Genomic DNA, 21,319 nt, shown 5'->3' with positions numbered 1-21,319 from the left:
TGGATTCATATCCCAATGAGAGGACGCAAGCATGAGTGACGACAAGAGCAAATCGATCGAGCAGGTGGCCGACACGTCGGCCATGCCGAACTCCGGCAGAAGGGCGGTACTGAGGGGCAGCATGGCGCTGGCCGCCGGCGCGGCAACGACCGGCCTGCTGGCCGGCTGCGGCAACGGCAGCGGCAACGGGGCGGCCCCGGCAGGCGGTTCTGCCGCGGGCGGCGCCACCGCGGCTTCGGACGCGGCGGCCAAGGTCCACATCGCACCGGGCGAACTGGACGAGTACTACGGCTTCCTGTCCGGCGGCCAGAGCGGCGAGCTGCGCATCCTGGGCATGCCATCGATGCGCGTGCTGATGCGCATCCCGGTCTTCAACCGCTGCAGCGCCACCGGCTGGGGCCAGACCAACGAGAGTCTCAAGGTCCTCACCGAAGGGCTCACCCCGGAGACGAGGAAGTTCCTGGAAAACCGCGGCGGCACGCACTTCAACGGCGACCTGCACCATCCGCACATGTCGTTCACGGAAGGCAACCATGACGGCCGCTACGTGTACGTGAACGACAAGGCCAACACCCGGGTGGCGCGCGTGCGCTGCGACGTCATGAAGTGCGACAAGATCCTGGAGCTGCCGAACCAGCACACGGTCCACGGCATGCGCCTGCAGAAGTACCCGAAGACCGGATACCTGTTCTGCAACGGCGAAGACAGCGTGCCGCTGCAGAACGACGGCACCAACGTGAACGACCTGGAGCAGTACCGCTACATCTTCACCGCGGTCGACGGCGAGACGATGCAGGTCGCCTGGCAGGTGATGGTCAGCGGCAACCTGGACAACGTCGACGCCGATTACGACGGCCTGTACGCCTTCGCGACGAGCTACAACTCCGAGGAAGGCATGACGCTGGCGGAGATGTCCGCCTCCGAACAGGACCACGTCGTCATCTTCGACATCAAGGCGATCGAGGCCGCGGTCGCCAACGGCGAGGCCCAGATGATCAACGGCGCGCCGGTCCTGGACGGCCGCAAGGAGGCGAACTCGGCGTTCACCCGCTACGTCCCGGTGTCCAACAGCCCGCACGGCATGAACATGGCGCCCGATCGCATCCACGCCGTTGCCAACGGCAAGCTGTCGCCGACCGTCACCGTGTTCGACGTGCGCAAGTTCCCCGAGCTGTTCGCCGGCACCATCCAGCCGCGTGACACGGTGGTGGCGGAGCCCGAGCTTGGCCTGGGCCCGCTGCACACGGCGTTCGACGGCCGTGGCAACGCCTACACCACGCTGTTCATCGACAGCCAGATCGCCAAGTGGAACATCGCCGACGCCGTGAGGGCGTTCAACGGCGAGGACGTCGACCCGATCATCCAGAAGCTCGACGTGCATTACCAGCCGGGCCACAACCACACCTCCATGGGCGAGAGCCTGGAGGCCGACGGCAAGTGGCTGATGTCGCTCAACAAGTTCTCCAAGGACCGGTTCCTCAACGTGGGACCGCTCAAGCCCGAAAACGACCAGCTGATCGACATCTCCGGCGACGAGATGGTCCTGGTGCACGACGGCCCCTCGTTCGCCGAGCCGCATGACATCGAGATCATCCATCGCTCGAAGGTCAACCCGGTCAACGTCTGGGACCGCAACGACCCCATGTGGGAGGACGCGCGCAGGCAGGCCGAAGCCGATGGCGTGACCCTGGAGGCCGCCGCCAACGTGATCCGCGACGGCAACAAGGTGCGCGTCTACATGACCTCGGTCGCGCCGGCGTTCAGCCTGAACGACTTCACCGTCAAGCAGGGCGACGAGGTGACGGTCTACGTGACCAACAACGACACCGTGGACGACCTGTCCCACGGCTTCACCATCGTCAACTACGGCATCGCGATGGAAGTCGCGCCGCAGGCGACGGCATCGGTCACCTTCACCGCCGACCGGCCTGGCGTGTACTGGTACTACTGCCAGTGGTTCTGCCACGCCATGCACATGGAAATGAAGGGACGGATGCTGGTTGAGGCTTAAGGAAATGCCGGGCAGGCCATTGGCCTGGCTCTGGAAGCATGCCGCCGCGTGGGCCGTCGTTTCGGCCTGCGCGGCGGTTCCGGTTCAGGGCTTTGCTGCCGAGCTGCGGGTGGCTCCGGGCACCCTGCTGCAGCCGGTGCTCGATGCCGCGGCGCCGGGCGACACCGTTCGCCTGGCCGCCGGACGCCACGCCGGCCCGGTCGTCATCGACAGGCCGCTCTCGCTCGCCGGCGAGCCCGGCGCCGTGCTCACCGGGCCCGGCAGCGGCAGCGTGGTCACCGTCGCGGCCCCGGATGTCCGCATCCACGGGCTGGAGATCACCGGCTCGGGCACCAACCTGCTGGAAATGGACTCGGCGATCCTGGTGCAGGAGTCCGCGCCGCGGGCGGACGTGCGCGACAACCACCTGGTCGACAACCTGTTCGGCGTCTACCTGCACGGCGCGGCCGGCTCGGTGGTGCAGGACAATGTCATCACCGGCTTCAAGGGCATGCGCCTGGCGGAGGCCGGCAACGGCGTCTCGATCTGGAACGCCCCCGGCGCCCAGGTGATCGGCAACACGATCAGCCACGGGCGCGACGGCATCTACGTCAGGGTCAGCAATCAGAACACCTTCCAGGACAACACCTTCTCCAACCTGCGTTTCGCGATCCACTACATGTATACCCACGACAGCCGGATCATCGGCAACGCGTCCCGCGGCAACCACGTCGGCTGGGCGATCATGTTTTCCAAGGGCCTGGAGATCCGCAACAACGTGTCCATCAACGACAGGGACCATGGCCTCATGCTCAACGCCACCAATGATTCGCAGGTGGTCGGCAATACCGTGCGCAACGGCGGAGAGAAGTGCGTGTTCATCTACAACGCCAACCAGAACCGGTTTTCCGACAACTGGTTCGAAGGCTGCCCGATCGGCGTCCACTTCACCGCCGGATCGGAAGGCAACGCCCTGAGCGGCAACGCGTTCGTGGCCAACCGGATGCAGATCAAGTACGTGGGCACCCGCGACATGGACTGGGCGTCGGAAGGCCGCGGCAACTACTGGAGCGACAACCCGGCCTACGACCTGGATGGCGACGGCATCGGCGACCGGCCGTACCGGCCCAACGACGTCATGGACGAGATCCTGTGGACGCTGCCGCAGGCCAAGGCGCTGGTGAGCAGCCCGGCGGTGCAGATGGTGCGCTGGGCACAGTCGCGCTTCCCCGCCCTGTCCACGGGCGGCGTGGTGGACAGCGCGCCGCTGATGCGCCCGCCGCAGATGCCGGAGGATCACGCGCAGTGAGCATCATTGCCCAGTGGAGCGGCGTGACCCGGCGCTATGGCGACGTGGTGGCCGTCAACGACGTCAGCCTCGCCCTGCGCGCCGGCGAAGCCACCGCCCTGGTCGGCCACAACGGCGCCGGCAAGACCACCCTGATCAAGCTCCTGCTCGGGCTCGTGCGCCCCAACGAGGGCACGGTGCGCGTGTCCGGCGTCGACCCCGCCGGCTCGCAGGGCGCCGAAGCCCGGCGCACGCTCGGCTTCCTGCCCGAAAACGTCGCCTTCCACGGCGCGATGACCGGCAACGAGCTGATGAAGTTCTACGCTGGGCTCAAGCGCCACTCCACGCGCCGCAACGACGAACTGCTGTCGCTGGTCGGCATCGCGCACGCCGCCAACCGCCGGGTGTCCACCTATTCCAAGGGCATGCGCCAGCGGCTGGGGATCGCCCAGGCGCTGATCGGCGAGCCGCGGCTGCTGCTGTTCGACGAGCCCACCAGCGGCCTGGATCCGGCCTCCAGGGTCGAGGTGTTCAACACCATCGACATGCTGCGTGGCAGCGGCGCCACGGTGCTGGTCTGCACCCACGCCCTGGCCGAGGTCGAGAACCGGGTCGACCGGGTGGCGGTGATGCACCGGGGCAGCCTGCTGGCGTCCGGCACCCTGGACGAACTGCGCGCAGGCGCGGTTCCCGAGGTGCGGCTGCGGCTGCGCATGCGCGACGGCCAGGCCGACCCGGCCCAGCTGCTTGCAGGGCTGCCTGCGGGCAGCCGGCACACGGCAAGCAGCGGTGACGCACTCACGCTCAGCGTGCCGGCCGCGGACAAGATGGCCGCGCTGCGAACCCTGGCGGCCATGGACGCCGTCGAGGACATCAACACCGCCACGCCGGGGCTGGAGGATCTTTACCGGCAGCTGGTCGAACAGGAGGCAAGCGCGGCATGAACGTATTGAAGCTTGCCATGCAGGAGATCCGGGCGGGACTGCGCAACCGCTGGGTGGTCGCGACCACGCTGCTGCTGGCCGCGCTGTCGCTGTCGCTGGTGCTGCTCGGCAGCGCTCCCACCGGCGAGGTCAGGGCCGATCCGCTGGCCGTCGTCGTGGTGAGCCTGGCCAGCCTCACCATCTTCCTGGTTCCGCTGATCGCCCTGCTGCTGTCGTTCGACGCGATCGTGGGCGAGCAGGAGCGCGGCACGCTGATGCTGCTGCTGTCCTACCCGGTATCGCGGTGGCAGGTGGTTGCCGGCAAGGCCCTGGGCCACGTGTGCATCCTGGCCATCGCCACCCTGCTCGGCTACGGCGTCGCGGCGGGCGCGCTGGCCATGGGCAATGAAGCCGGCACGCTCGCCTGGGGCGCCTTCGCGATGATGGTGCTCACCTCGATCATGCTGGGCGCGGCGTTCGTGTCGATGGGCGTGCTGGCCAGCAGCCTGGTGCGCGAGCGCGCAACCGCGGCCGGCCTGGCCGTCGGGGTCTGGCTGGTGTTCGTGCTGCTTTACGATACGGCCCTGCTCGGGATCCTGGTGGCCGACCAGGGCCGCTACGTGACCCAGAACGTGCTGGACGTGCTGCTGCTGCTCAATCCGGCGGACGTGTACCGGATCTTCAACATGACCGCCCACGACAGCGTGGCCGTCTACAGTGGCCTGGCCGGCCCCGGCAACGCGGCGCCGCTGCCCGCCGGCGTCCTGCTCGCGGTGCTCGCCGCCTGGGTGGTGGCCCCGCTGGTGCTGGCGGTATTCGCATTCAGGAGGAGACCGATATGAGGATTGGACGCAAGACATGGGCCGCGATCGGCCTGGCAATGCTGCTGGCCGCGGGCTGCGACAGGAGCGGCCCTGCTGCGCCACCGCCGGTCGCCACCGAAGCCCCGGACGACGCGACCGGCCACTACTGCGGCATGCTGCTCTCCACCCACGAGGGCCCCAAGGGCCAGATCCACCTGGAGAGCCGGGACGCCCCGATCTGGTTTACCTCGGTGCGCGACACCATTGCCTTCCTGCGCCTGCCCGAGGAAGCCAGGGACGTGTCGGCGGTCTACGTCAACGACATGGGCCTGGCCGGGAACTGGGCGCACCCGGAGGCAGGCACCTGGGTGGACGCGCGCAACGCCTGGTACGTGGTGGAAAGCGCGATGATCGGCGGCATGGGCGCGCCGGAGGCGGTACCCTTCTCCACGGAACCGGCGGCGGAGGCATTCCGCGCCGAGCACGGCGGCAGGATCGTCCGCCTGGACGACATTCCGGACGATTACGTGCTCGGCCCGGTGGATCTGCCATCCTCCATGCCCGGACACCACGACGACCACTGAGGAGGCGGCCATGCTCAATCGCCGACGCTTTCTTTCCATCGCCGCCACCGGCGCGGCCGTGGGCGCGATGCCGGCCGGGCTTGCCCTGGCCACGTCGGCGGCAGCGCCTGCCCCGACGGTCTGGAAGGGCATGGCGATGGGCGCGCTGGCGTCGATGACGCTGGTTCACCCCGACCGCCCGCATGCGCAGGCGATGATCGCCCGTTGCCTGGCCGAGGTCGAGCGGCTCGAATCCGTCTTCAGCCTGTACCGGCCGGACTCGGCCCTGTCCCGCCTCAACGCCGCGGGCGCGCTGGACGATCCGCCCACCGAGCTGGTCGAGCTGCTGTCGTTCAGCCTGTCGCTGGCGCAGCGCAGCGCAGGCGCGTTCGACCCCACCGTGCAGCCGCTGCTGCGCCTGTATTTCGACCATTTCTCCGCGCCGGGCGCATCGGCGCAGGGCCCGTCGGCCCGGGCCATTGCCCGGGCGCGGCAGCAGGTGGGCTTCGCCGACGTGGAAGTGGACGCAGGCCGGATTCGCCTGGGGCGCCCGGGCGCGGCGATCACCCTCAATGGCGTGGCCCAGGGCTTCATCACCGACCGGGTCTCCGAGCTGCTGCTGGCCAACGGATTCAGCGACGTGCTGGTCAACCTGGGCGAAGGGCGGGCTCTGGGCCACCGGCCCGATGGCGGCAGCTGGCGCGCGGCGGTCACCGATCCGGCCGAGCCAGGCCGCACGCTGTTCGAGCTGCCGCTCGGCAGCGGGCGCGGCCAGCGGCCAGCGCTGGCGACGTCCGGCGGCTACGGCACGCGTTTCGGGCCGGATCCGGACATCCATCACCTGCTTGATCCGCGAACCGGCCGCAGCGCGAACCACCACGCCTCGGTCTCGGTGGCCGCCCCGCGGGCCACCCTGGCCGACGGCCTGTCCACCACCCTGTCGGTACTGGCGCCGGAACAGCGCGCGCCGCTGCTCGCCGACTACCCGTCCGTGCGCGCCTGGTTCGTCGATGGCGCGGGCCGGGTGACCGGTCCCGACGGCAGGCCTGCAGGCCAGGCGTAACCGCCGGCCGCGCGCGGCTCCGGCTTTTCCACCAGGCACAAAAAAGGCGGGGGTCGATGACCCCCGCCTTCGTGTTGCACGCCGCTGATTATTCGACGGTGATGGTGCCGTTCATCAGGGCCGAGTGGCCGGGGAAGCTGCAGAAGAACTTGTAGTCCCCGCCCTGGATATCGCTGACGGCAAAGGTGACCGAAGTCGTCTCCCCGCCACCGATCATGTCGGTCGCGGCAACCACGCGGTCGTCGTCCGCCTTGAGGAAGCCCGACTCCAGGCCGGCGGCCATGCCGTCGGCCGCGACGCCGGCCATGTCGGCCGAGGACGTGATCACCACGTTGTGGCCCATGGCCGCGACCGGCATGCTGCCGACGTGGTTCATGGTGATCGTGAAGTCGGTGCAGGAAGCCGGAACGGTGATCGCCTTGGTATTGAACTGCATCGCATCGTTGCTTTCGATCGTGATCTCACAGCCGCTTGCGACCGGCTCGCTGCTGTCCGCGGGGGCGGCGCTGTCGGCGTCGGCCGGGGCGGCGTCGGGCGTTTCAGCCGGGGCCGGCGCAGCAGCCGGTTCCGTGGTGGCGGGCTCGACCGGGGCGGCAGGCGCGGCAGCCGGCTCGGCCGGCGAGGTGTCGGCCGGAGGCGTGGAGCTGTCGCCACAGGCGGACAGGGCCAGCGCGCATGCGGCGCTCAACAGGGCAATCTTGATGTTCATGTGGAACTCCTGAAAGGATCGGGAACATGTCGTGATGAATCCGGGCCGCACCAGCTGGTGGGCGCGTGCCGATGCATATGATACTCCGGAGGATGTCTGCGCCGTGTTCAGGAACCCTGATCCGGCTTCCCGTAGAGGGCCTTGCGCGGGGCCCCGGTGATTTCGGCCGCCAGCTTTGCCGCCGCTGAAGGCGGCAGGTGGGCGCTGAGCAGGGCGTGGACGCGCCGGCCTTCGGCCAGGACTGCATCGGCGTCGTCACCGGCGCCCTCCACCACCAGCACGAACTCGCCCTTGCGCTGATCCGCATCGTCGCGGACACGGTCGCGCAGCGCCGCCAGGGTGCCGTCGAGCACCGTTTCGAACAGCTTCGTCATTTCGCGCGCCAGCACCACCCGGCGCTGCCCGCCCAGGGCGGCGGCGGCGTCGGAAAGCGTGTCGGCGATCCGGTGCGATGACTCGTAGAACAGCAGGGTGCGCGTTTCGCCGGCCAGGCGCTGCAGGCGCTCGCGGCGGGCGGCGGGCTTGGCCGGCAGGAAGCCTTCAAAGGCGAAGCGGTCGCTGGGCAGGCCGGCGACGCTGAGCGCGGCGATCAGCGCGCTCGGGCCAGGTATCGGGCTGACCCGCAGCCCGGCCTCGCGCGCGGCGCACACCAGGCGGAAGCCGGGGTCGCTGACCAGCGGGGTGCCGGCATCGCTGACCAGGGCCAGCGATTCACCCGCCTGCAGGCGCTCCACCAGCCGCGCCGCCTGCGCCGCCTCGTTGTGCTCGTGCAGGGCGACCAGATGGGCCTCGATGCCGAAGTGCGCCAGCAGCCGGCGGGTGTGGCGGGTGTCCTCGGCACAGATCGCGGACACGCCCCTCAGCGTGTCCTGCGCGCGCGGCGACAGGTCGCCCAGGTTGCCGATCGGGGTGGCGACGACGTACAGGGTGCCGGGCTGGGGGGCGTGGTCGGGCGGGTCGGTCATGGCGCGGCCATGATAGTGCGCCCGGGCGGTCTTCATGGGCCGGCGGGCGCGGGATGGGTAGAATCGCCCGGACTCTCCTGTGGACGTGAAACGATGCGCTTGAAGGCGATAGGGATGGCATTCGCGCTGGGACTGCTGGTGCTGACGGGCTGCGGCCAGGTGCAGATCACCCGACCGGCCGCTCCGGCACAGCCGGCGAACCCCGAGCTGGCACAGGCCAGCGAATTGGCCCAGCGCCTGGGCGCGCTGACCGGCCAGGAGCGCGGCGACACCGTGCGCCGGATCGAACAGCTGCTGGCCGGGCTCGACGACCAGACCCTGGCCCAGGCCGCCGCAGCGATGCCGGAAGGCGACCCGCTGTACAGCTTCGCCGGTCGCGCCCTGATCGCCCGCGGGCTGCCGCTGCCGCGCCCGTTCGACCTGGGCATGCTGTGGAACGCGCATGCCGGCAGCCGCCCGCCCGCTGACCACGACGGCTACCGCCCGCCGCTGAAGCTGGCGGTGCTGCTGCCGCTGTCCGGCCGCCTGGCCACGGCCGCCTCGCCGGTGCGCGACGGCCTGCTGGCCGGCTATTACGGCGAGCGCCGCCAGCGCCCGGAGATGATCTTCCACGACACCGCCGGCACGCCAGGCGGCGCAATGGCCGCCTACGAGCGCGCGATCGCCGAAGGCGCCGACTACGTACTCGGCCCGCTCGGCCGCGACGAGGTGGCCGCGGTGCTGGCCGACCCGGCGCGGCTGCCGGTGCCCGTGCTCGCGCTCAACCGCGCGGACGAAGACACCCCTGCCGGCAGCCTCAGCTTCGCCATGGCGCCGGAGGACGACGGCATCGCCGCCGCCAACCACCTGCTCTCGCAGAACGTGCAGCGGGTGCTGGTGCTCACCGGCGGCGACGACACCACCCGCCGCAGCACCGACGCGTTCCGGCGCCAACTCGAGGCCGGCGGCGGCCAGGTCAGCGACCTGATGGTGGTGGTCGGCGGCGAGGCGCAGCCGGACATGACCGAGGCGCTGCGCAACGCGATGCTCAAGCCGGAGGGCGCGCAGGCGGTGTTCCTGTCGCTGCGCATGGCCGAGGCGCGCATGATCGCGCCGCAGCTGGTGGAAGCCGGCTACGCGACCCGCCCGCGGGTCGGCACCTCGCAGCTGTTCGCCAGCGGCAACCCGGAGAACGACGCGGTGCTGGACGGCATCGTCTTCCCCACCGAGCGCTGGAGCTCGGGCGGCGTGGCCGGGCTGCCGATGGCGTCCACGGTGGCCTCCACCCTGCCCACCGCGCGCGGCCCGGCGGCGCGGCTGTTCGCCTTCGGCTACGACGCCTGGCTGCTGACCGCCTTCATGGAGCGGCTGGTGACCCGCGCCGACGGCGAGCTGCGCGGCGCAACTGGCACCCTGCGCCTGGACGGGTTCGGCAACATCGAACGCACCCCGGCCTGGGCCACTTTCAGCGGCGGCCGCGTGGTGCCGCTGGGCGGCGGTTGAGCCACACCCGCGCACGCGGCGACGCGGTCGAGCAGGCCGCGCGCGAACACCTGCTGGGCGCGGGCCTGGAGGCGGTGGCGGCGAACGCCAGCTACCGCCTGGGCGAGCTCGACCTGGTGATGCTGGACCGCGAACGCGATGGCACCGGGGTGCTGGTGTTCGTGGAAGTGCGGTTCCGGCGCACCGACAGCCACGGCGGCGGCGCCGATTCGGTGGATTGGCGCAAGCAGCGCCGGATCATCCGCGCCGCGCAGCTGTTCCTGGTGAAGCATCCGCAGTACGCGGATACGCCGTGCAGGTTCGACGTGGTCGACGCCAGCGGCGACCCGCAGTCACCGCAGCTGGACTGGATCCGCGACGCCTTCCGCGTCGACGGCTGACCCACGACGGAAGTCATGGGCGGGCGGCGCACGGCTGTGCCTACAATGGGGCCGACACCGAATACAGGCCAACCCCATGACCCAGCGCAGCCCGGATCGCAACGCCGCATGAGCACCGCCCAGGGGGGAGGAGGCGCGCAGCCGGCCCTGCGCCGCGACGTTGGACGCTGGCAGATCCTCGGCCTGTCGATCAACGACGTCATCGGCAGCGGCATCTACCTGCTGCCGGCGGCGGCGTTCCTCATGCTCGGCTCCTTCAGCGTGTGGGCGGTGCTGCTGGCCGGCGCCACGGTGGGGCTGCTGGTGCTGTGCTACGCCAAGGCGTCCAGCTACTTCGACCAGCCCGGCGGCGCGTACCTGTACGCGCGCGAGGCGTTCGGGCCGTTCGTCGGCTTCCAGGTCGGCTGGACGATCTGGCTGACCCGGGTGGTGGTGGCCGCTTCGCTGAGCAACGGGCTTGCGGACGCGGTGGCGCGGTTCTGGGCACCGGCCGCGGTGGACGGCGGCGCGGGCCGTATCGCCGTGGTGGCCGGCTCGCTGCTGCTGTTGACCGCGGTCAACGTGATCGGCGTGAGCTGGGCGGCGCGTGCGGCGGTGGTGCTGGTGGTGTGCAAGCTGGTGCCGCTGCTGGTGTTCGTGTTCATCGGCCTGTTCCACATGGACTGGGGGCTGGCGTTCGGCGGCCCCGGGCCGCAGGACTACGGCCAGCTGGGCGAGGCGGCGCTGCTGCTGCTGTTCGCCTATGCCGGGTTCGAGAACCTGCCGGCGGCAGCGGGCGAATACCAGACTCCCAAGCGCAACGTGCCCTTCGCGCTGCTGGCGATGATCGTGGTGGTCACGCTGCTATACGCGGCGGTGCAGATGGTGGCCCAGGGCGTGCTGCCCGGGCTGGCCGAATCCAGCTCCCCGATCGCCGACGCGGCCGCGACCTTCGGCGGCGAGGGCATGGCCCTGCTGCTCACGGTGGGCGCGGCGCTGTCGATCCTGGGCACCAACAACAACACCATGCTGCTGGGTCCGCGCTTCCTGCACGCGCTGGCCGCCGACGGCTACGGCCCGCGCTACCTGGCCTCCATCCACGCAGGCTTCCGCACCCCGGCCGCGGCGATCGTCACCCAGTTCGTGATCGCGCTGGCGCTGGCGATGACCGGCTCGTTCGTGGCCCTGGCGGTGCTGTCGATGGTGACCCGGCTGATCGGCTACATCACCACCGCCGCCAGCGTGCTGGTGCTGCATCGCAGGTACGGCGAGCCGGAGGACAGCTTCCGCCTGCCCGGCGGGCCGGCGATCCCGGTGCTGGCGCTGCTGGTGTCGCTCGGGCTGCTGTCCAGCGCAAGCCTGTGGAACCTGCTGGCGGTGGCCGCGGCGATGGGCATTGGCAGCCTGTTCTACGTGTTCCGGCGGCCCGGCTTCCGATGACCGGGGCGGCGGATTTCGACGCGCTGACCGCCGAAGGCCTGCGGGCGAGCGGCGCGCTGAAGTGGAACGCGTTCCCCGACTGCATCGGCGCGTTCGTGGCGGAGATGGACTTCGGCACCGCGCCGGAGGTGATGGCCGCGGTGCACGGCGCGCTCGAACGCAACCTGTTCGGCTACCTCACCGACGCGCTGACCGCCGACCTGGCCGAGGCCTGCAGCCAGTGGCACGCCGAACGCTACGGCTGGAGGCCCGACCCGGCCCGGATCCAGCCGCTGCCGGACGTGCTGACCGGGCTTGAGCTGGCGCTGCGCCACCTGTTGCCGGCGGGCACGAAGGTGGTGCTGCCCACGCCCAACTACATGCCCTTCCTGCCGCTGCTGCGCATGCTCGGCCACGAGGCGGTGCAGGTGCCGATGCTGGAGACCGGCGGCGGCTGGGAGTTCGACTTCGACGCCCTGGACGCCGCCTTCGCCGACGGCGCCGGGCTGGCGATCCTGTGCAATCCGCACAACCCGCTCGGGCGCGTGTTCACCCGTGACGAACTGACGCGTTTCAGCGAGCTGGCCGGGCGCCACGGGGTGCGGGTGTTCAGCGACGAGATCCACGCGCCGCTGGTCTTCGCCCCGCACCGACACGTGCCGTATGCGTCGGTGAGCGAAGCCGCGGCGCGGCAGGCGATCACCGCGACCTCGGCGTCCAAGGGCTGGAACCTGGCCGGCTTCAAGTGCGCGCAGCTGCTGCTGAGCAACGACGACGACCTGGCCGCGTGGCGGCGCATGCATCCGCTGGCCGGGCACGCCACCTCGACCCTGGGCGTGATCGCCAACACCGCCGCCTACCGGCAGGGCGGGCCGTGGCTGGATTCGGTGATGGGCTACCTGGAAGGCAACCGCGACCTGCTCGCCGCAACCCTGGCCAGGCGCATGCCGCAGGTGGGCTTCCGGGTACCGGAAGGCACCTACCTGGCGTGGCTGGATCTGCGCGCGCTGGAGCTGCCGGTGCCGGCCAAGCAGCTGTTCCGCCAGGCCGGCGTGGCCCTGACCGACGGCGGCGAATGCGGCGACGCCGGTGCCGGCTTCGTGCGCTTCAACTTCGCCCTGCCCCGCCCGCTCCTGGTCGAGGCGCTGGAGCGCATGACCAAAGCCCTCCCCCGACCCGCGTAGGAGCGCGCCATGCGCGCTCCTACATTCGTGGTCAGGGGGCGAAGTGCTGGTAGCCCGTGCGGGCCGGCTGCCAGCTGCGCCCTGATGAATCCAGCAGCCGGATCCCCGGCCCGCCATTCCGCGCTTCGATGATCGCGCCGATCCGGGTGACCGGCACGCCGGCGCCAGCCGCGGCGGCATCGATGGCCTCGCGGGCGGCCGCAGGGGCGGTGAAGCAGAGCTCGTAGTCGTCACCGCCGGCAACCTGCCATGTCCAGCGCGTGGCATCGTCGGCAGTTGCGGCGCGCAGCGCGGGCGAGGCCGGAAGCGCGTCCAGGCGGACGTCCGCAGCCACGCCGCTGGCGGTGCAGACGTGGCCCAGGTCGGACACCAGGCCGTCGGAAAGATCGATGCAGGCGTGCGCCAGGCCGCCCAGGGCCGCTCCCAGGACAATCCGCGGCGTGGGCCGCCGCAGGCGGCCGCGCAGGAACGCATCCACGTCACCGGCGCCCTGCCCCTGCGCCAGCGCGGCCGCCGCGTCGCCGAGCGTGCCGCTGGCCCAGACGTCGTCGCCCGGCCTGGCCGCGCCCCGCCGCAGCGCCCGGCCCGCGGCGACCTGGCCCATGGCGGTGACGCCAAGTGCCAGCGGCCCGCGGGTGGTGTCACCACCCACCAGGGCCACGCCGTGGGCGTCGGCCAGCTCGAAGAAGCCGTCCAGCATCGCCTCGCACCAGGCCGCATCCGCATCCGGCAGGGTCAGCGAGAGGGTGCACCAGGCCGGCGCGGCGCCCATCGCCGCCAAGTCCGACAGGTTCACCGCCAGGGCCTTCCAGCCAATGTCCGCCGGCGCGTCGGAGGCCAGGAAGTGCACGCCTGCGTTGAGCACGTCGGTGGTCACGACCAGCTCGTGCCCGGCGGCCGGCTGCAGCATCGCGGCGTCGTCGCCAATGCCGGCCACGACATCGTCGCGCGGCCTGGCGCGGCTGCGGATACGTGCGATCAGGTCGAATTCCATCGCCTGCCCTCCGTCTTCAGCGGGCCGCGCCCGCCGGGAACACCTCAGCCGCGGCCGGCCTGCACTTCGACCGCCCGCCACTGGGCGGCGGCGCGATCGAGCACGCCGTTGACGTAGGTGTGGCCGTGCTCGGAGCCGAAGCGCTTGACCGTGCGCAGCGCCTCGTCGATCACCACCCGCCAGGGTACGTCGATGCGGTGCTGCAGCTCGTAGGCGGCGATGCGCAGCATGGCGCGCTCGATCTGGTCGACCTCGTCGATGCCGCGATCCAGGAACGGTTCCAGCGACGCATCCAGCGCGTCGCGGTGGGCCAGCACGCCGCGCACCAGGTCTTCGAAGTACTCCAGGTCGGCGATCTCGTGCGCCTGCTCGTGGGCGAACTGGGCGATCACTTCCTGCGGCTGGCCGCCGGCCACCTGCCAGGTGTAGATCGCCTGCAGCGCGCGCCTGCGCGAGCGGGTGCGGTGAACCGGATCGACACCGTCGGTGCGCCTGGGCCTGCTCACGGCAGCCGGCCCATCAGCTCGGCCATCTCGATGGCCACCAGCGCGGCCTCCTCGCCCTTGTTGCCGTGGCTGCCGCCGGCGCGGCGCTCGGCGTCTTCCACGTCCTCAACCGCAAGCACGCCGTTCATCACCGGCACGCCGGTATCCAGCGCGGCGCGCATCAGGCCCTCGCTGCAGCCGTCGGCCACCTGCTCGTAGTGGCGGGTGTCGCCGCGGATCACGCAGCCCAGTGCGATCACTGCGGCGTACTGGCCGGTTCGCCCCAGGCGGGCGGCCACCACCGGGATTTCCCACGCACCGGGCACCCGCACCACGTCGATCGCGTGCTCTTCCACGCCGTTGGCCTCGAACGCCTTGCGCGCGCCGGCCACCAGCGCATCGGTGATGCGCGGGTTCCAGCGGCTGGCGATGATGACGAAACGCGCCTTGGCGGGGACGCGCAGATCGCCTTCGTAGTGGGTCATGCGGAGAAGATCCTGGAGGGAATGGAGAGTTTAGAACATGCCGGCGGGCCGGGCCCGGCGTTACGGGGCGACGTACTCGACGACTTCCAGGCCGAAGCCCGGCAGCCCCACCTGCTTGCGCGGGGTGCCGAGCACGCGCAGGCGGCCGAAGCCGAGGTCGGACAGGATCTGGCTGCCGGCGCCGTTGCGGCGCCACTCGCTGAGCGCGTTGCCGCGCCCTGCGGCCGGCGCCTCGGGCACCTCGCGGATGCGATCGAGCAAAGCATCGGGGCCGGTACGGTCTTCCAGCATCACCAGCGCCCCGGACGGCTCGCCGGCCAGCCGCTCCAGCACGCCGCCCACCGCCGGCCCGAAGTCCGCGCGCTGCCAGTGCAGCGCGTCGGCCAGCAGGTTCAGCGGCTGCACCCGCACCAGCGCCGGCTGCGCCGCATCCGGCTCGCCGCGCACCAGGGCGAAGTGCAGGCCGTGGCTGAGGCGGTCGCGGTAGGTGACCAGGCGGAACGGGCCGTGGCCGGTTTCGACCTCGCGCTCGTCGACCCGTTCGACCGTGTGCTCGGTTTCCAGGCGGTAGCGGATCAGATCCTCGATCGAGCCGATCTTGAGCCCGTGCTCGCGCGCGAACGCCTCCAGCTCCGGGCGCCGGGCCATGGTGCCGTCGGGGTTGAGGATTTCCACCAGCACGCCTGCAGGCTCCAGCCCCGCCATCAGCGCCAGGTCGGCCGCCGCCTCGGTGTGGCCGGCGCGGCTGAGCACCCCGCCCGGCTGCGCCTGCAGCGGAAAGATGTGGCCGGGCTGGGCGAGGTCGGACGCCGCCGCGTTCGGCTTGACCGCGGTGCGCACGGTGTGGGCGCGGTCATAGGCCGAGATGCCGGTGGTGACGCCCTCGGCGGCCTCGATGCTGACGGTGAAGTTGGTGTGGTGCGAGGACGTGTTGTCGCGCACCATCGGCGGCAGCCCGAGCTGCACGCAGCGCTCGCGGGTCAGCGACAGGCAGACCAGGCCGCGGGCGTGGGTGACCATGAAGTTGATGTCGGCCGGGCGCACCAGCTCGGCGGCCATGATCAGGTCGCCTTCGTTCTCGCGATCCTCGTCGTCGACGATGACGACCATGCGGCCGGCGCGGATTTCCTCAAGCAGTTCGGGGATGGGGGCAAAGGACATTTCAATCTCGGTGGTTCATCGCGCCTGCAGCAGGCGTTCGACGTAGCGGGCGATCAGGTCGACCTCCAGGTTGACCGGGTCGCCAACGCCGTTGTGGGCGAAGCGGGTGTGGTCGACGGTGTGCGGGATCAGGGCCACTTCGAAGCCGGCATCGTCGACCTCGTTCACGGTCAGGCTGACCCCGTCGACGCAGATCGAGCCCTTTTTGGCCACGTAGCGCAGCACCTCGGGCGGGGCCTGGAAGCGCCAGCGCTGGGCGCGCGCGTCCGGTTCGATCCCGGCGACGCTGCCCACGCCGTCGACGTGGCCGCTGACCAGGTGGCCGCCGAGGCGGTCGTCCGGGCGCATCGCCCGCTCCAGGTTCAGCGCGTCGCCTTCGGCGAGCGAACCCAGGGTGGTCAGGGACAGGGTTTCGTTGGACGCGTCGGCGCTGAAGCCGGACGCATCGAACGCCACCACGGTCAGGCACACGCCGTTGACCGCGATGCTTTCGCCCAGCTCGACCTGGTCGAACGGCAGGCTGCCGACGGCGACCCGCAGCCGCACGTCGCCGCCGCGCGGCTCGAGCGCGGCCAGCCGGCCCACGCCCTGGATGATGCCGGTGAACATCAGCCTGCGTCCCGGTGCGGGCGCAGGCGGATGCGCAGGTCGTCGCCGACCCTGCAGGTTTCCGCCACCTGCAGCCGGTAGCGGTGGGCCATATCCTCCACCCGCAGGCCGGCGAACAGCGGCCGCGCGTTATCGCCCAGCAGCACCGGCGCCACGTACAGCAGCAGCTCGTCGACCAGGCCCGCCGTCATGAGCGCGCCGGCCAGGGTCGCGCCGGTCTCCACGTGCAGCTCGTTGACGCCAAGCTGCACCAGCACGTGCATGACCGCGCCCAGATCCAGATGCCCGTTCTTTTCCGGCAGCGGCACCCGCGGCACGTTCAGGCCGCGCGGCGGCTTGGCGTCGCTGGCATGCAGGTACACGGTGGGCGCATCGCCCTCGCGCACCCGGCCGCGGGCGATGGTCGCCAGGCCCGGATCCAGCACCACCCGCAGCGGCGGCACGAACGGCGTGTCGTCGCCCAGGCGCACGGTCAGCTGCGGGTCGTCGGCCATGATGGTGCCGGCGCCGGTGAGGATGGCCCCGGCGCGCGCGCGCCAGCGGTGGCCGTCCAGGCGCGCGGCATCGCCGGTGATCCACTTCGAATCGCCGCTGGCCAGCGCGGTGCGCCCGTCCAGGCTCATCGCCAGCTTCACCCGCACCCACGGCCGGCCGCGCTCGACGCGGGAAATGAAGCCCACGTTGAGCTCGCGGGCCTGCGCCTCCATCAGCCCGGAGGCGACCTCGATCCCAGCCGCCTGCAGGCGCTCGAAGCCCTTGCCGTCCACCTGCGGGAACGGATCGCGCATCGCCGCCACCACCCGCGCCACGCCCGCGGCCACCAGCGCATCCGCGCAGGGCCCGGTGTCGCCGGTGTGGGCGCACGGCTCCAGGGTCACGTAGGCGGTCGCGCCGCGGGCACGCTCGCCCGCGGCCTGCAGCGCCAGCACCTCGGCATGCGCGCCACCCTTGTGGACGTGGAAGCCCTCGCCCACCACCTCCTCGCCGTGCGCGATCACGCAGCCGACCATCGGATTGGGCTTGGTGGTGTACAGGCCGCGCTCGGCCAGGCGCAGCGCGCGGGCCATCATCGCGTGGTCGGTGGCGCTGAACCCGCTCAACGCCTGCGGCCCTTGCCCGAACCCTTCTCGAAGGGCACCACGTCGCCGCCCACGCCCGGCAGCGGCAGCTGGCCCTCGCCGGGCAGCTCGCGCTCCAGACGATCCAGCTCCTCGCGGAAATCGGCCACGTCCTCGAACGCGCGGTACACCGAGGCGAAACGGACGAAGCCGACGTGGTCGAGCTTGCGCAGCTCGGCGATCACGAACTCGCCGATCCGGCGCGAGCTGACCTCGCGCTCGGTGGTCATGCGCAGCTGGTGCACCACCGCCCGCACCGCGGCCTCGATCTGCTCCTCCGACACCGGCCGCTTGTGCAGCGCGCGGTCGAAGCCGTGGCGCAGCTTGCGCGCATCGAAGGTCTCGCGGCGGCCGTCGGACTTGATGATCGCCGGCAGCTTGAGCTCGATCGTCTCCAGGGTGGAGAAGCGGTCGCCGCAGGCCTCGCATTCGCGCCTGCGGCGGATGGTGGCCCCGTCCTCGGACGCGCGCGAGTCGATCACCCGCGTTTCCGTGTGTTGGCAGAAGGGGCAGTACATGGGTCAGCCGTAGACCGGGAACTTCCGGCACTGGGCGGTGACCGCCTCGCGCACGCGCTCGATCACCGCCTCGTCCTCGGGCGCGTCGAGCACGTCGCACATCCAGCCGGCCAGCTCGATGCAGTCCTGCTCCATGTAACCGCGCGTGGTCACCGCCGGGGTGCCGATGCGCAGGCCCGAGGTCACGAAGGGCTTTTGCGGATCGTTGGGCACCGCGTTCTTGTTGACGGTGATGTGGGCCCGGCCCAGCGCCTCCTCGGCGGCCTTGCCGGTCACGCCCTTGCCGATCATGTCGACCAGCATCAGGTGGTTTTCGGTGCCGCCGGAGACGATCCGGTAGCCGCGCTCGATGACCACCTTCGCCATCGCCTGCGCGTTCTTCACCACCTGCTGCTGGTAGGCCTTGAACTCCGGCTCCAGCGCTTCCTTGAACGCCACCGCCTTGGCCGCGATCACGTGCATCAGCGGCCCGCCCTGCAGGCCCGGGAACACGATCGACTGCAGCTTCTTGGTCATCTCGTCGTACATCTCGCCGGCACCCTCGCGGCTGGCGACGATGATGCCGCCGCGCGGCCCGCGCAGGGTCTTGTGGGTGGTGGAGGTCACCACGTGCGCATGCGGCACCGGGTTGGGATACACGCCCGCGGCCACCAGGCCGGCCACATGGGCCATGTCCACGAACAGGATCGCGCCCACCTTGTCGGCGATGGCGCGGAAGCGCGCCCAGTCCACCACCTGCGAGTAGGCGCTGAAGCCGCCCACCAGCATCTTCGGCCTGTGCTCCACCGCCAGCCGCTCGACCTCGTCGTAGTCGATCAGGCCGTCGTCGTTCACGCCGTACTGCACCGCGTTGAACAGCTTGCCGCTGATGTTGGGCTTGGCGCCGTGGGTGAGATGGCCGCCGTGGGCCAGCGACATGCCCAGGATGGTGTCGCCGGCCGAGAGCATCGACAGGTACACCGCCTGGTTGGCCTGCGAGCCCGAGTGCGGCTGCACGTTGGCGTAGTCGGCGCCGAACAGCTCCTTCAGCCGGTCGATCGCCAGCCGCTCGGCCACGTCCACGAATTCGCAGCCGCCGTAGTAGCGCTTGCCCGGGTAGCCCTCGGCGTACTTGTTGGTCAGCTTGGAGCCCTGGGCCTCCATCACCCGCGGGCTGGCGTAGTTCTCCGAGGCGATCAGCTCGACGTGGTCTTCCTGGCGGCGCCCCTCGTCGGCGATGGCCGCGGCCAGTTCCGGGTCGTAACCTTCGATGCGGGCGTCTTTGGGAAACATCCGGAATACTCCTGGCGGGTGCGGGGACAGGCGCCGATTGTAGCTTTTTTGCCCACTCTCCGGCCCCGCCAGGCCCCGTCCACGGGCTGTTCCGGTACAGGGACTGGCAATCCGCGGGCCCCGCCCCCAGCTATAATCCTCCGATACCCGTCCAACCCCGCGGCCCGCCACCGGCGGGCCGGCTTTTGCCTGCGGAGCCCCCATGTCGCAATACATCTACACCATGAACCGGGTGTCCAAGACCGTGCCGCCCAAGCGGCAGATCATCAAGGACATCTCGCTCAGCTTCTTCCCCGGCGCCAAGATCGGCCTGCTGGGCCTGAACGGCGCCGGCAAGTCGACGGTGCTGCGGATCATGGCCGGCGTGGACACCGACTTCGAGGGCGAGGCGCGGGCCCAGCCCGGGATCAAGGTCGGCTACCTGGCCCAGGAGCCGCAGCTCGATCCCGAGCACACCGTGCGCGAGGCGGTGGAGGAAGGCGTGGGCGAGGTGCTCCAGGCCCAGGCCGCGCTGGAAGCCGTGTATGCCGCCTACGCCGAGGAAGGCGCCGACTTCGACGCCCTGGCCAAGGAGCAGGAGCGGCTGGAGGCGATCCTCGCCAGCGGCGACGCCAACACCCTGGAGCAGCAGCTGGAAGTGGCCGCCGACGCGCTGCGCCTGCCGCCCTGGGACGCGAAGATCGGCAAGCTGTCCGGCGGCGAGAAGCGCCGCGTGGCCCTGTGCCAGCTGCTGCTGCAAAAGCCCGACATGCTGCTGCTCGACGAACCCACCAACCACCTGGACGCCGAATCCGTGGAGTGGCTGGAGCAGTTCCTGGCCCGCTACCCCGGCACCGTGGTGGCGGTCACCCATGACCGCTACTTCCTGGACAACGCCGCCGAGTGGATCCTGGAGCTCGACCGCGGCCGCGGCATCCCGTGGAAGGGCAACTACACCGAGTGGCTGGAGCAGAAGGAAGACCGGCTCAAGCGCGAGGAGTCGCAGGAAAAGGCCCGCCAGAAGGCGATCCAGAAGGAGCTGGAGTGGGCCCGTTCCAACGCCAAGGGCGGCCGCTCCAAGGGCAAGGCGCGCCTGGCCCGGATCGAGGAGCTGCAGTCGGTCGACTACCAGAAGCGCCAGGAGACCAACGAGATCTTCATCCCGCCCGGCGAGCGCCTGGGCAGCAAGGTGATGGAGTTCAGGAACGTCTCCAAGAGCTTCGGCGACCGCGTGCTGATCGACGACCTGAGCTTCATCGTGCCGGGCGGCGCGATCGTGGGCATCATCGGCCCCAACGGCGCCGGCAAGTCCACCCTGTTCAAGATGATCACCGGGCAGGAGAAGCCGGACTCGGGCACGATCGAGATGGGCCCGACGGTCAACCTGGCCTACGTCGACCAGAGCCGCGACGCGCTGGAAGGCGACAAGACCGTGTTCGAGGAGGTTTCGGGCGGGCGCGACATCCTCGACATCAACGGCATCGAGATCCAGTCGCGCGCCTACATCGGCCGCTTCAACTTCAAGGGCCAGGATCAGCAGAAGCGGGTCGGCTCGCTGTCCGGCGGTGAGCGTGGCCGCCTGCACATGGCCAAGACCCTGCTCCAGGGCGGCAACGTGCTGCTGCTGGACGAACCGTCCAACGACCTGGACATCGAGACCCTGCGCGCGCTGGAAGACGCGCTGCTGGAGTTCCCGGGCAACGCGTTCGTGATCAGCCATGACCGCTGGTTCCTGGATCGCATCGCCACCCACATCCTGGCCTTCGAGGGCGACTCGCACGTGGAGTTCTTCCAGGGCAACTACCGCGAGTACGAGGAAGACAAGAAGCGCCGCCTGGGCGACGACGCCGGCCCGAAGCGGCTGCGGTTCAAGGCGCTGAAGTAATCCACTGGCGCCCCCGCATCCCGCGCGGGGCGCTCCGGCCGGTGCGGCACCGGCGACCAGGGCAC

General features: G+C 70.7%; 21 protein-coding genes. 11 read left to right on the top strand and 10 right to left on the bottom strand.

Going from position 1 to position 21,319, the window contains the following annotated elements; genetic code table 11:
- Window positions 1-31 precede the first annotated feature (31 nt).
- From nosZ to ACOZ90_RS09860, 6 genes are read left to right on the top strand one after another with little or no spacing between them, the layout of a single operon-like run.
- Entirely contained in the window at window positions 32-2,011 is a 1,980-nt protein-coding gene (nosZ, locus tag ACOZ90_RS09885) for a TAT-dependent nitrous-oxide reductase (RefSeq protein WP_422893488.1), read from the top strand.
- 19 nt (window positions 2,012-2,030) lie between these two features.
- On the top strand, window positions 2,031-3,299 hold the full coding sequence (locus tag ACOZ90_RS09880; protein ID WP_422893487.1) for a nitrous oxide reductase family maturation protein NosD: 1,269 nt from the start codon (window positions 2,031-2,033) through the stop codon (window positions 3,297-3,299).
- Window positions 3,296-4,222 (top strand): ABC transporter ATP-binding protein, encoded by a 927-nt coding sequence (locus tag ACOZ90_RS09875; protein ID WP_422893486.1) that lies wholly within the window; start codon window positions 3,296-3,298, stop codon window positions 4,220-4,222. Before ACOZ90_RS09880 ends, ACOZ90_RS09875 begins: the two co-directional genes overlap by 4 nt.
- Window positions 4,219-5,043 carry an ABC transporter permease gene (locus ACOZ90_RS09870; protein WP_422893485.1) on the top strand — a complete coding sequence of 275 codons (825 nt, stop codon included), beginning with the start codon at window positions 4,219-4,221 and terminating at the stop codon, window positions 5,041-5,043. Before ACOZ90_RS09875 ends, ACOZ90_RS09870 begins: the two co-directional genes overlap by 4 nt.
- Window positions 5,040-5,588, top strand: coding sequence for a nitrous oxide reductase accessory protein NosL (locus tag ACOZ90_RS09865; protein WP_422893484.1), 549 nt, complete (start codon window positions 5,040-5,042; stop codon window positions 5,586-5,588). Before ACOZ90_RS09870 ends, ACOZ90_RS09865 begins: the two co-directional genes overlap by 4 nt.
- Before the next feature lie 10 nt (window positions 5,589-5,598).
- Window positions 5,599-6,630, top strand: a complete 1,032-nt coding sequence (locus tag ACOZ90_RS09860) for an FAD:protein FMN transferase (protein WP_422893483.1) — start codon at window positions 5,599-5,601, stop codon at window positions 6,628-6,630.
- Between the two features lie 88 nt (window positions 6,631-6,718).
- Here the strand turns inward: ACOZ90_RS09860 and azu are convergent, their stop codons facing one another.
- Window positions 6,719-7,339, bottom strand: coding sequence for an azurin (gene azu / locus ACOZ90_RS09855; RefSeq protein ID WP_422893482.1), 621 nt, complete (start codon window positions 7,337-7,339; stop codon window positions 6,719-6,721).
- Between the two features lie 107 nt (window positions 7,340-7,446).
- Complete coding sequence (gene rsmI, locus ACOZ90_RS09850; protein WP_422893481.1) at window positions 7,447-8,304, bottom strand: 16S rRNA (cytidine(1402)-2'-O)-methyltransferase; 858 nt, start codon at window positions 8,302-8,304, stop codon at window positions 7,447-7,449.
- Window positions 8,305-8,418: 114 nt separating this feature from the next.
- On the opposite strand from rsmI, the gene ACOZ90_RS09845 reads away from it, so the two are divergent.
- The 4 genes from ACOZ90_RS09845 to ACOZ90_RS09830 all read left to right on the top strand — a co-directional run bounded on the left by ACOZ90_RS09845 (window position 8,419) and on the right by ACOZ90_RS09830 (window position 12,748).
- A complete protein-coding gene (locus ACOZ90_RS09845) occupies window positions 8,419-9,786 on the top strand; it encodes a penicillin-binding protein activator (protein WP_422893480.1) in 1,368 nt (455 codons plus the stop codon).
- A complete protein-coding gene (locus ACOZ90_RS09840) occupies window positions 9,783-10,166 on the top strand; it encodes a YraN family protein (RefSeq protein WP_422893479.1) in 384 nt (127 codons plus the stop codon). The genes ACOZ90_RS09845 and ACOZ90_RS09840 overlap by 4 nt, the downstream gene beginning before the upstream one ends.
- 108 nt (window positions 10,167-10,274) lie before the next feature.
- Window positions 10,275-11,585 (top strand): APC family permease, encoded by a 1,311-nt coding sequence (locus tag ACOZ90_RS09835; RefSeq protein ID WP_422893478.1) that lies wholly within the window; start codon window positions 10,275-10,277, stop codon window positions 11,583-11,585.
- A complete protein-coding gene (locus ACOZ90_RS09830; protein WP_422893477.1) occupies window positions 11,582-12,748 on the top strand; it encodes a MalY/PatB family protein in 1,167 nt (388 codons plus the stop codon). The genes ACOZ90_RS09835 and ACOZ90_RS09830 overlap by 4 nt, the downstream gene beginning before the upstream one ends.
- Window positions 12,749-12,779: 31 nt before the next feature.
- Here the strand turns inward: ACOZ90_RS09830 and thiL are convergent, their stop codons facing one another.
- The 8 genes from thiL to glyA form a co-directional block, all read right to left on the bottom strand.
- Complete coding sequence (thiL, locus tag ACOZ90_RS09825) at window positions 12,780-13,742, bottom strand: thiamine-phosphate kinase (protein ID WP_422893476.1); 963 nt, start codon at window positions 13,740-13,742, stop codon at window positions 12,780-12,782.
- Between the two features lie 44 nt (window positions 13,743-13,786).
- Window positions 13,787-14,248, bottom strand: coding sequence for a transcription antitermination factor NusB (nusB, locus tag ACOZ90_RS09820; RefSeq protein WP_422893475.1), 462 nt, complete (start codon window positions 14,246-14,248; stop codon window positions 13,787-13,789).
- A complete protein-coding gene (gene ribH, locus ACOZ90_RS09815) occupies window positions 14,245-14,712 on the bottom strand; it encodes a 6,7-dimethyl-8-ribityllumazine synthase (protein WP_422893474.1) in 468 nt (155 codons plus the stop codon). The genes nusB and ribH overlap by 4 nt, the downstream gene beginning before the upstream one ends.
- 60 nt (window positions 14,713-14,772) lie before the next feature.
- Entirely contained in the window at window positions 14,773-15,822 is a 1,050-nt protein-coding gene (ribB, locus tag ACOZ90_RS09810; RefSeq protein ID WP_422893668.1) for a 3,4-dihydroxy-2-butanone-4-phosphate synthase, read from the bottom strand.
- Between the two features lie 66 nt (window positions 15,823-15,888).
- The gene (locus ACOZ90_RS09805; protein ID WP_422893473.1) at window positions 15,889-16,482 is read right to left on the bottom strand and encodes a riboflavin synthase; all 594 of its coding nucleotides are present in this window, start codon (window positions 16,480-16,482) and stop codon (window positions 15,889-15,891) included.
- Window positions 16,482-17,552: a bifunctional diaminohydroxyphosphoribosylaminopyrimidine deaminase/5-amino-6-(5-phosphoribosylamino)uracil reductase RibD gene (gene ribD / locus ACOZ90_RS09800; RefSeq protein ID WP_422893667.1), complete on the bottom strand. Its 1,071-nt coding sequence runs from the start codon at window positions 17,550-17,552 to the stop codon at window positions 16,482-16,484. Before ribD ends, ACOZ90_RS09805 begins: the two co-directional genes overlap by 1 nt.
- A 26-nt stretch (window positions 17,553-17,578) precedes the next feature.
- A complete protein-coding gene (gene nrdR / locus ACOZ90_RS09795; RefSeq protein ID WP_422893472.1) occupies window positions 17,579-18,118 on the bottom strand; it encodes a transcriptional regulator NrdR in 540 nt (179 codons plus the stop codon).
- Between the two features lie 3 nt (window positions 18,119-18,121).
- Window positions 18,122-19,390 (bottom strand): serine hydroxymethyltransferase, encoded by a 1,269-nt coding sequence (gene glyA, locus ACOZ90_RS09790; protein ID WP_422893471.1) that lies wholly within the window; start codon window positions 19,388-19,390, stop codon window positions 18,122-18,124.
- A gap of 202 nt (window positions 19,391-19,592) precedes the next feature.
- Here glyA and ettA point away from each other — a divergent pair, with 202 nt between their 5' ends.
- Window positions 19,593-21,254 carry an energy-dependent translational throttle protein EttA gene (ettA, locus tag ACOZ90_RS09785; RefSeq protein ID WP_422893470.1) on the top strand — a complete coding sequence of 554 codons (1,662 nt, stop codon included), beginning with the start codon at window positions 19,593-19,595 and terminating at the stop codon, window positions 21,252-21,254.
- Window positions 21,255-21,319: the final 65 nt, after the last annotated feature.

It is taken from the genome of Luteimonas dalianensis (genome assembly GCF_049339425.1).
GTDB lineage: Bacteria > Pseudomonadota > Gammaproteobacteria > Xanthomonadales > Xanthomonadaceae > Luteimonas > Luteimonas dalianensis.
Note: the sequence above shows the minus strand (reverse complement) of the source record. Positions and strands in the feature narration are given on the sequence as shown.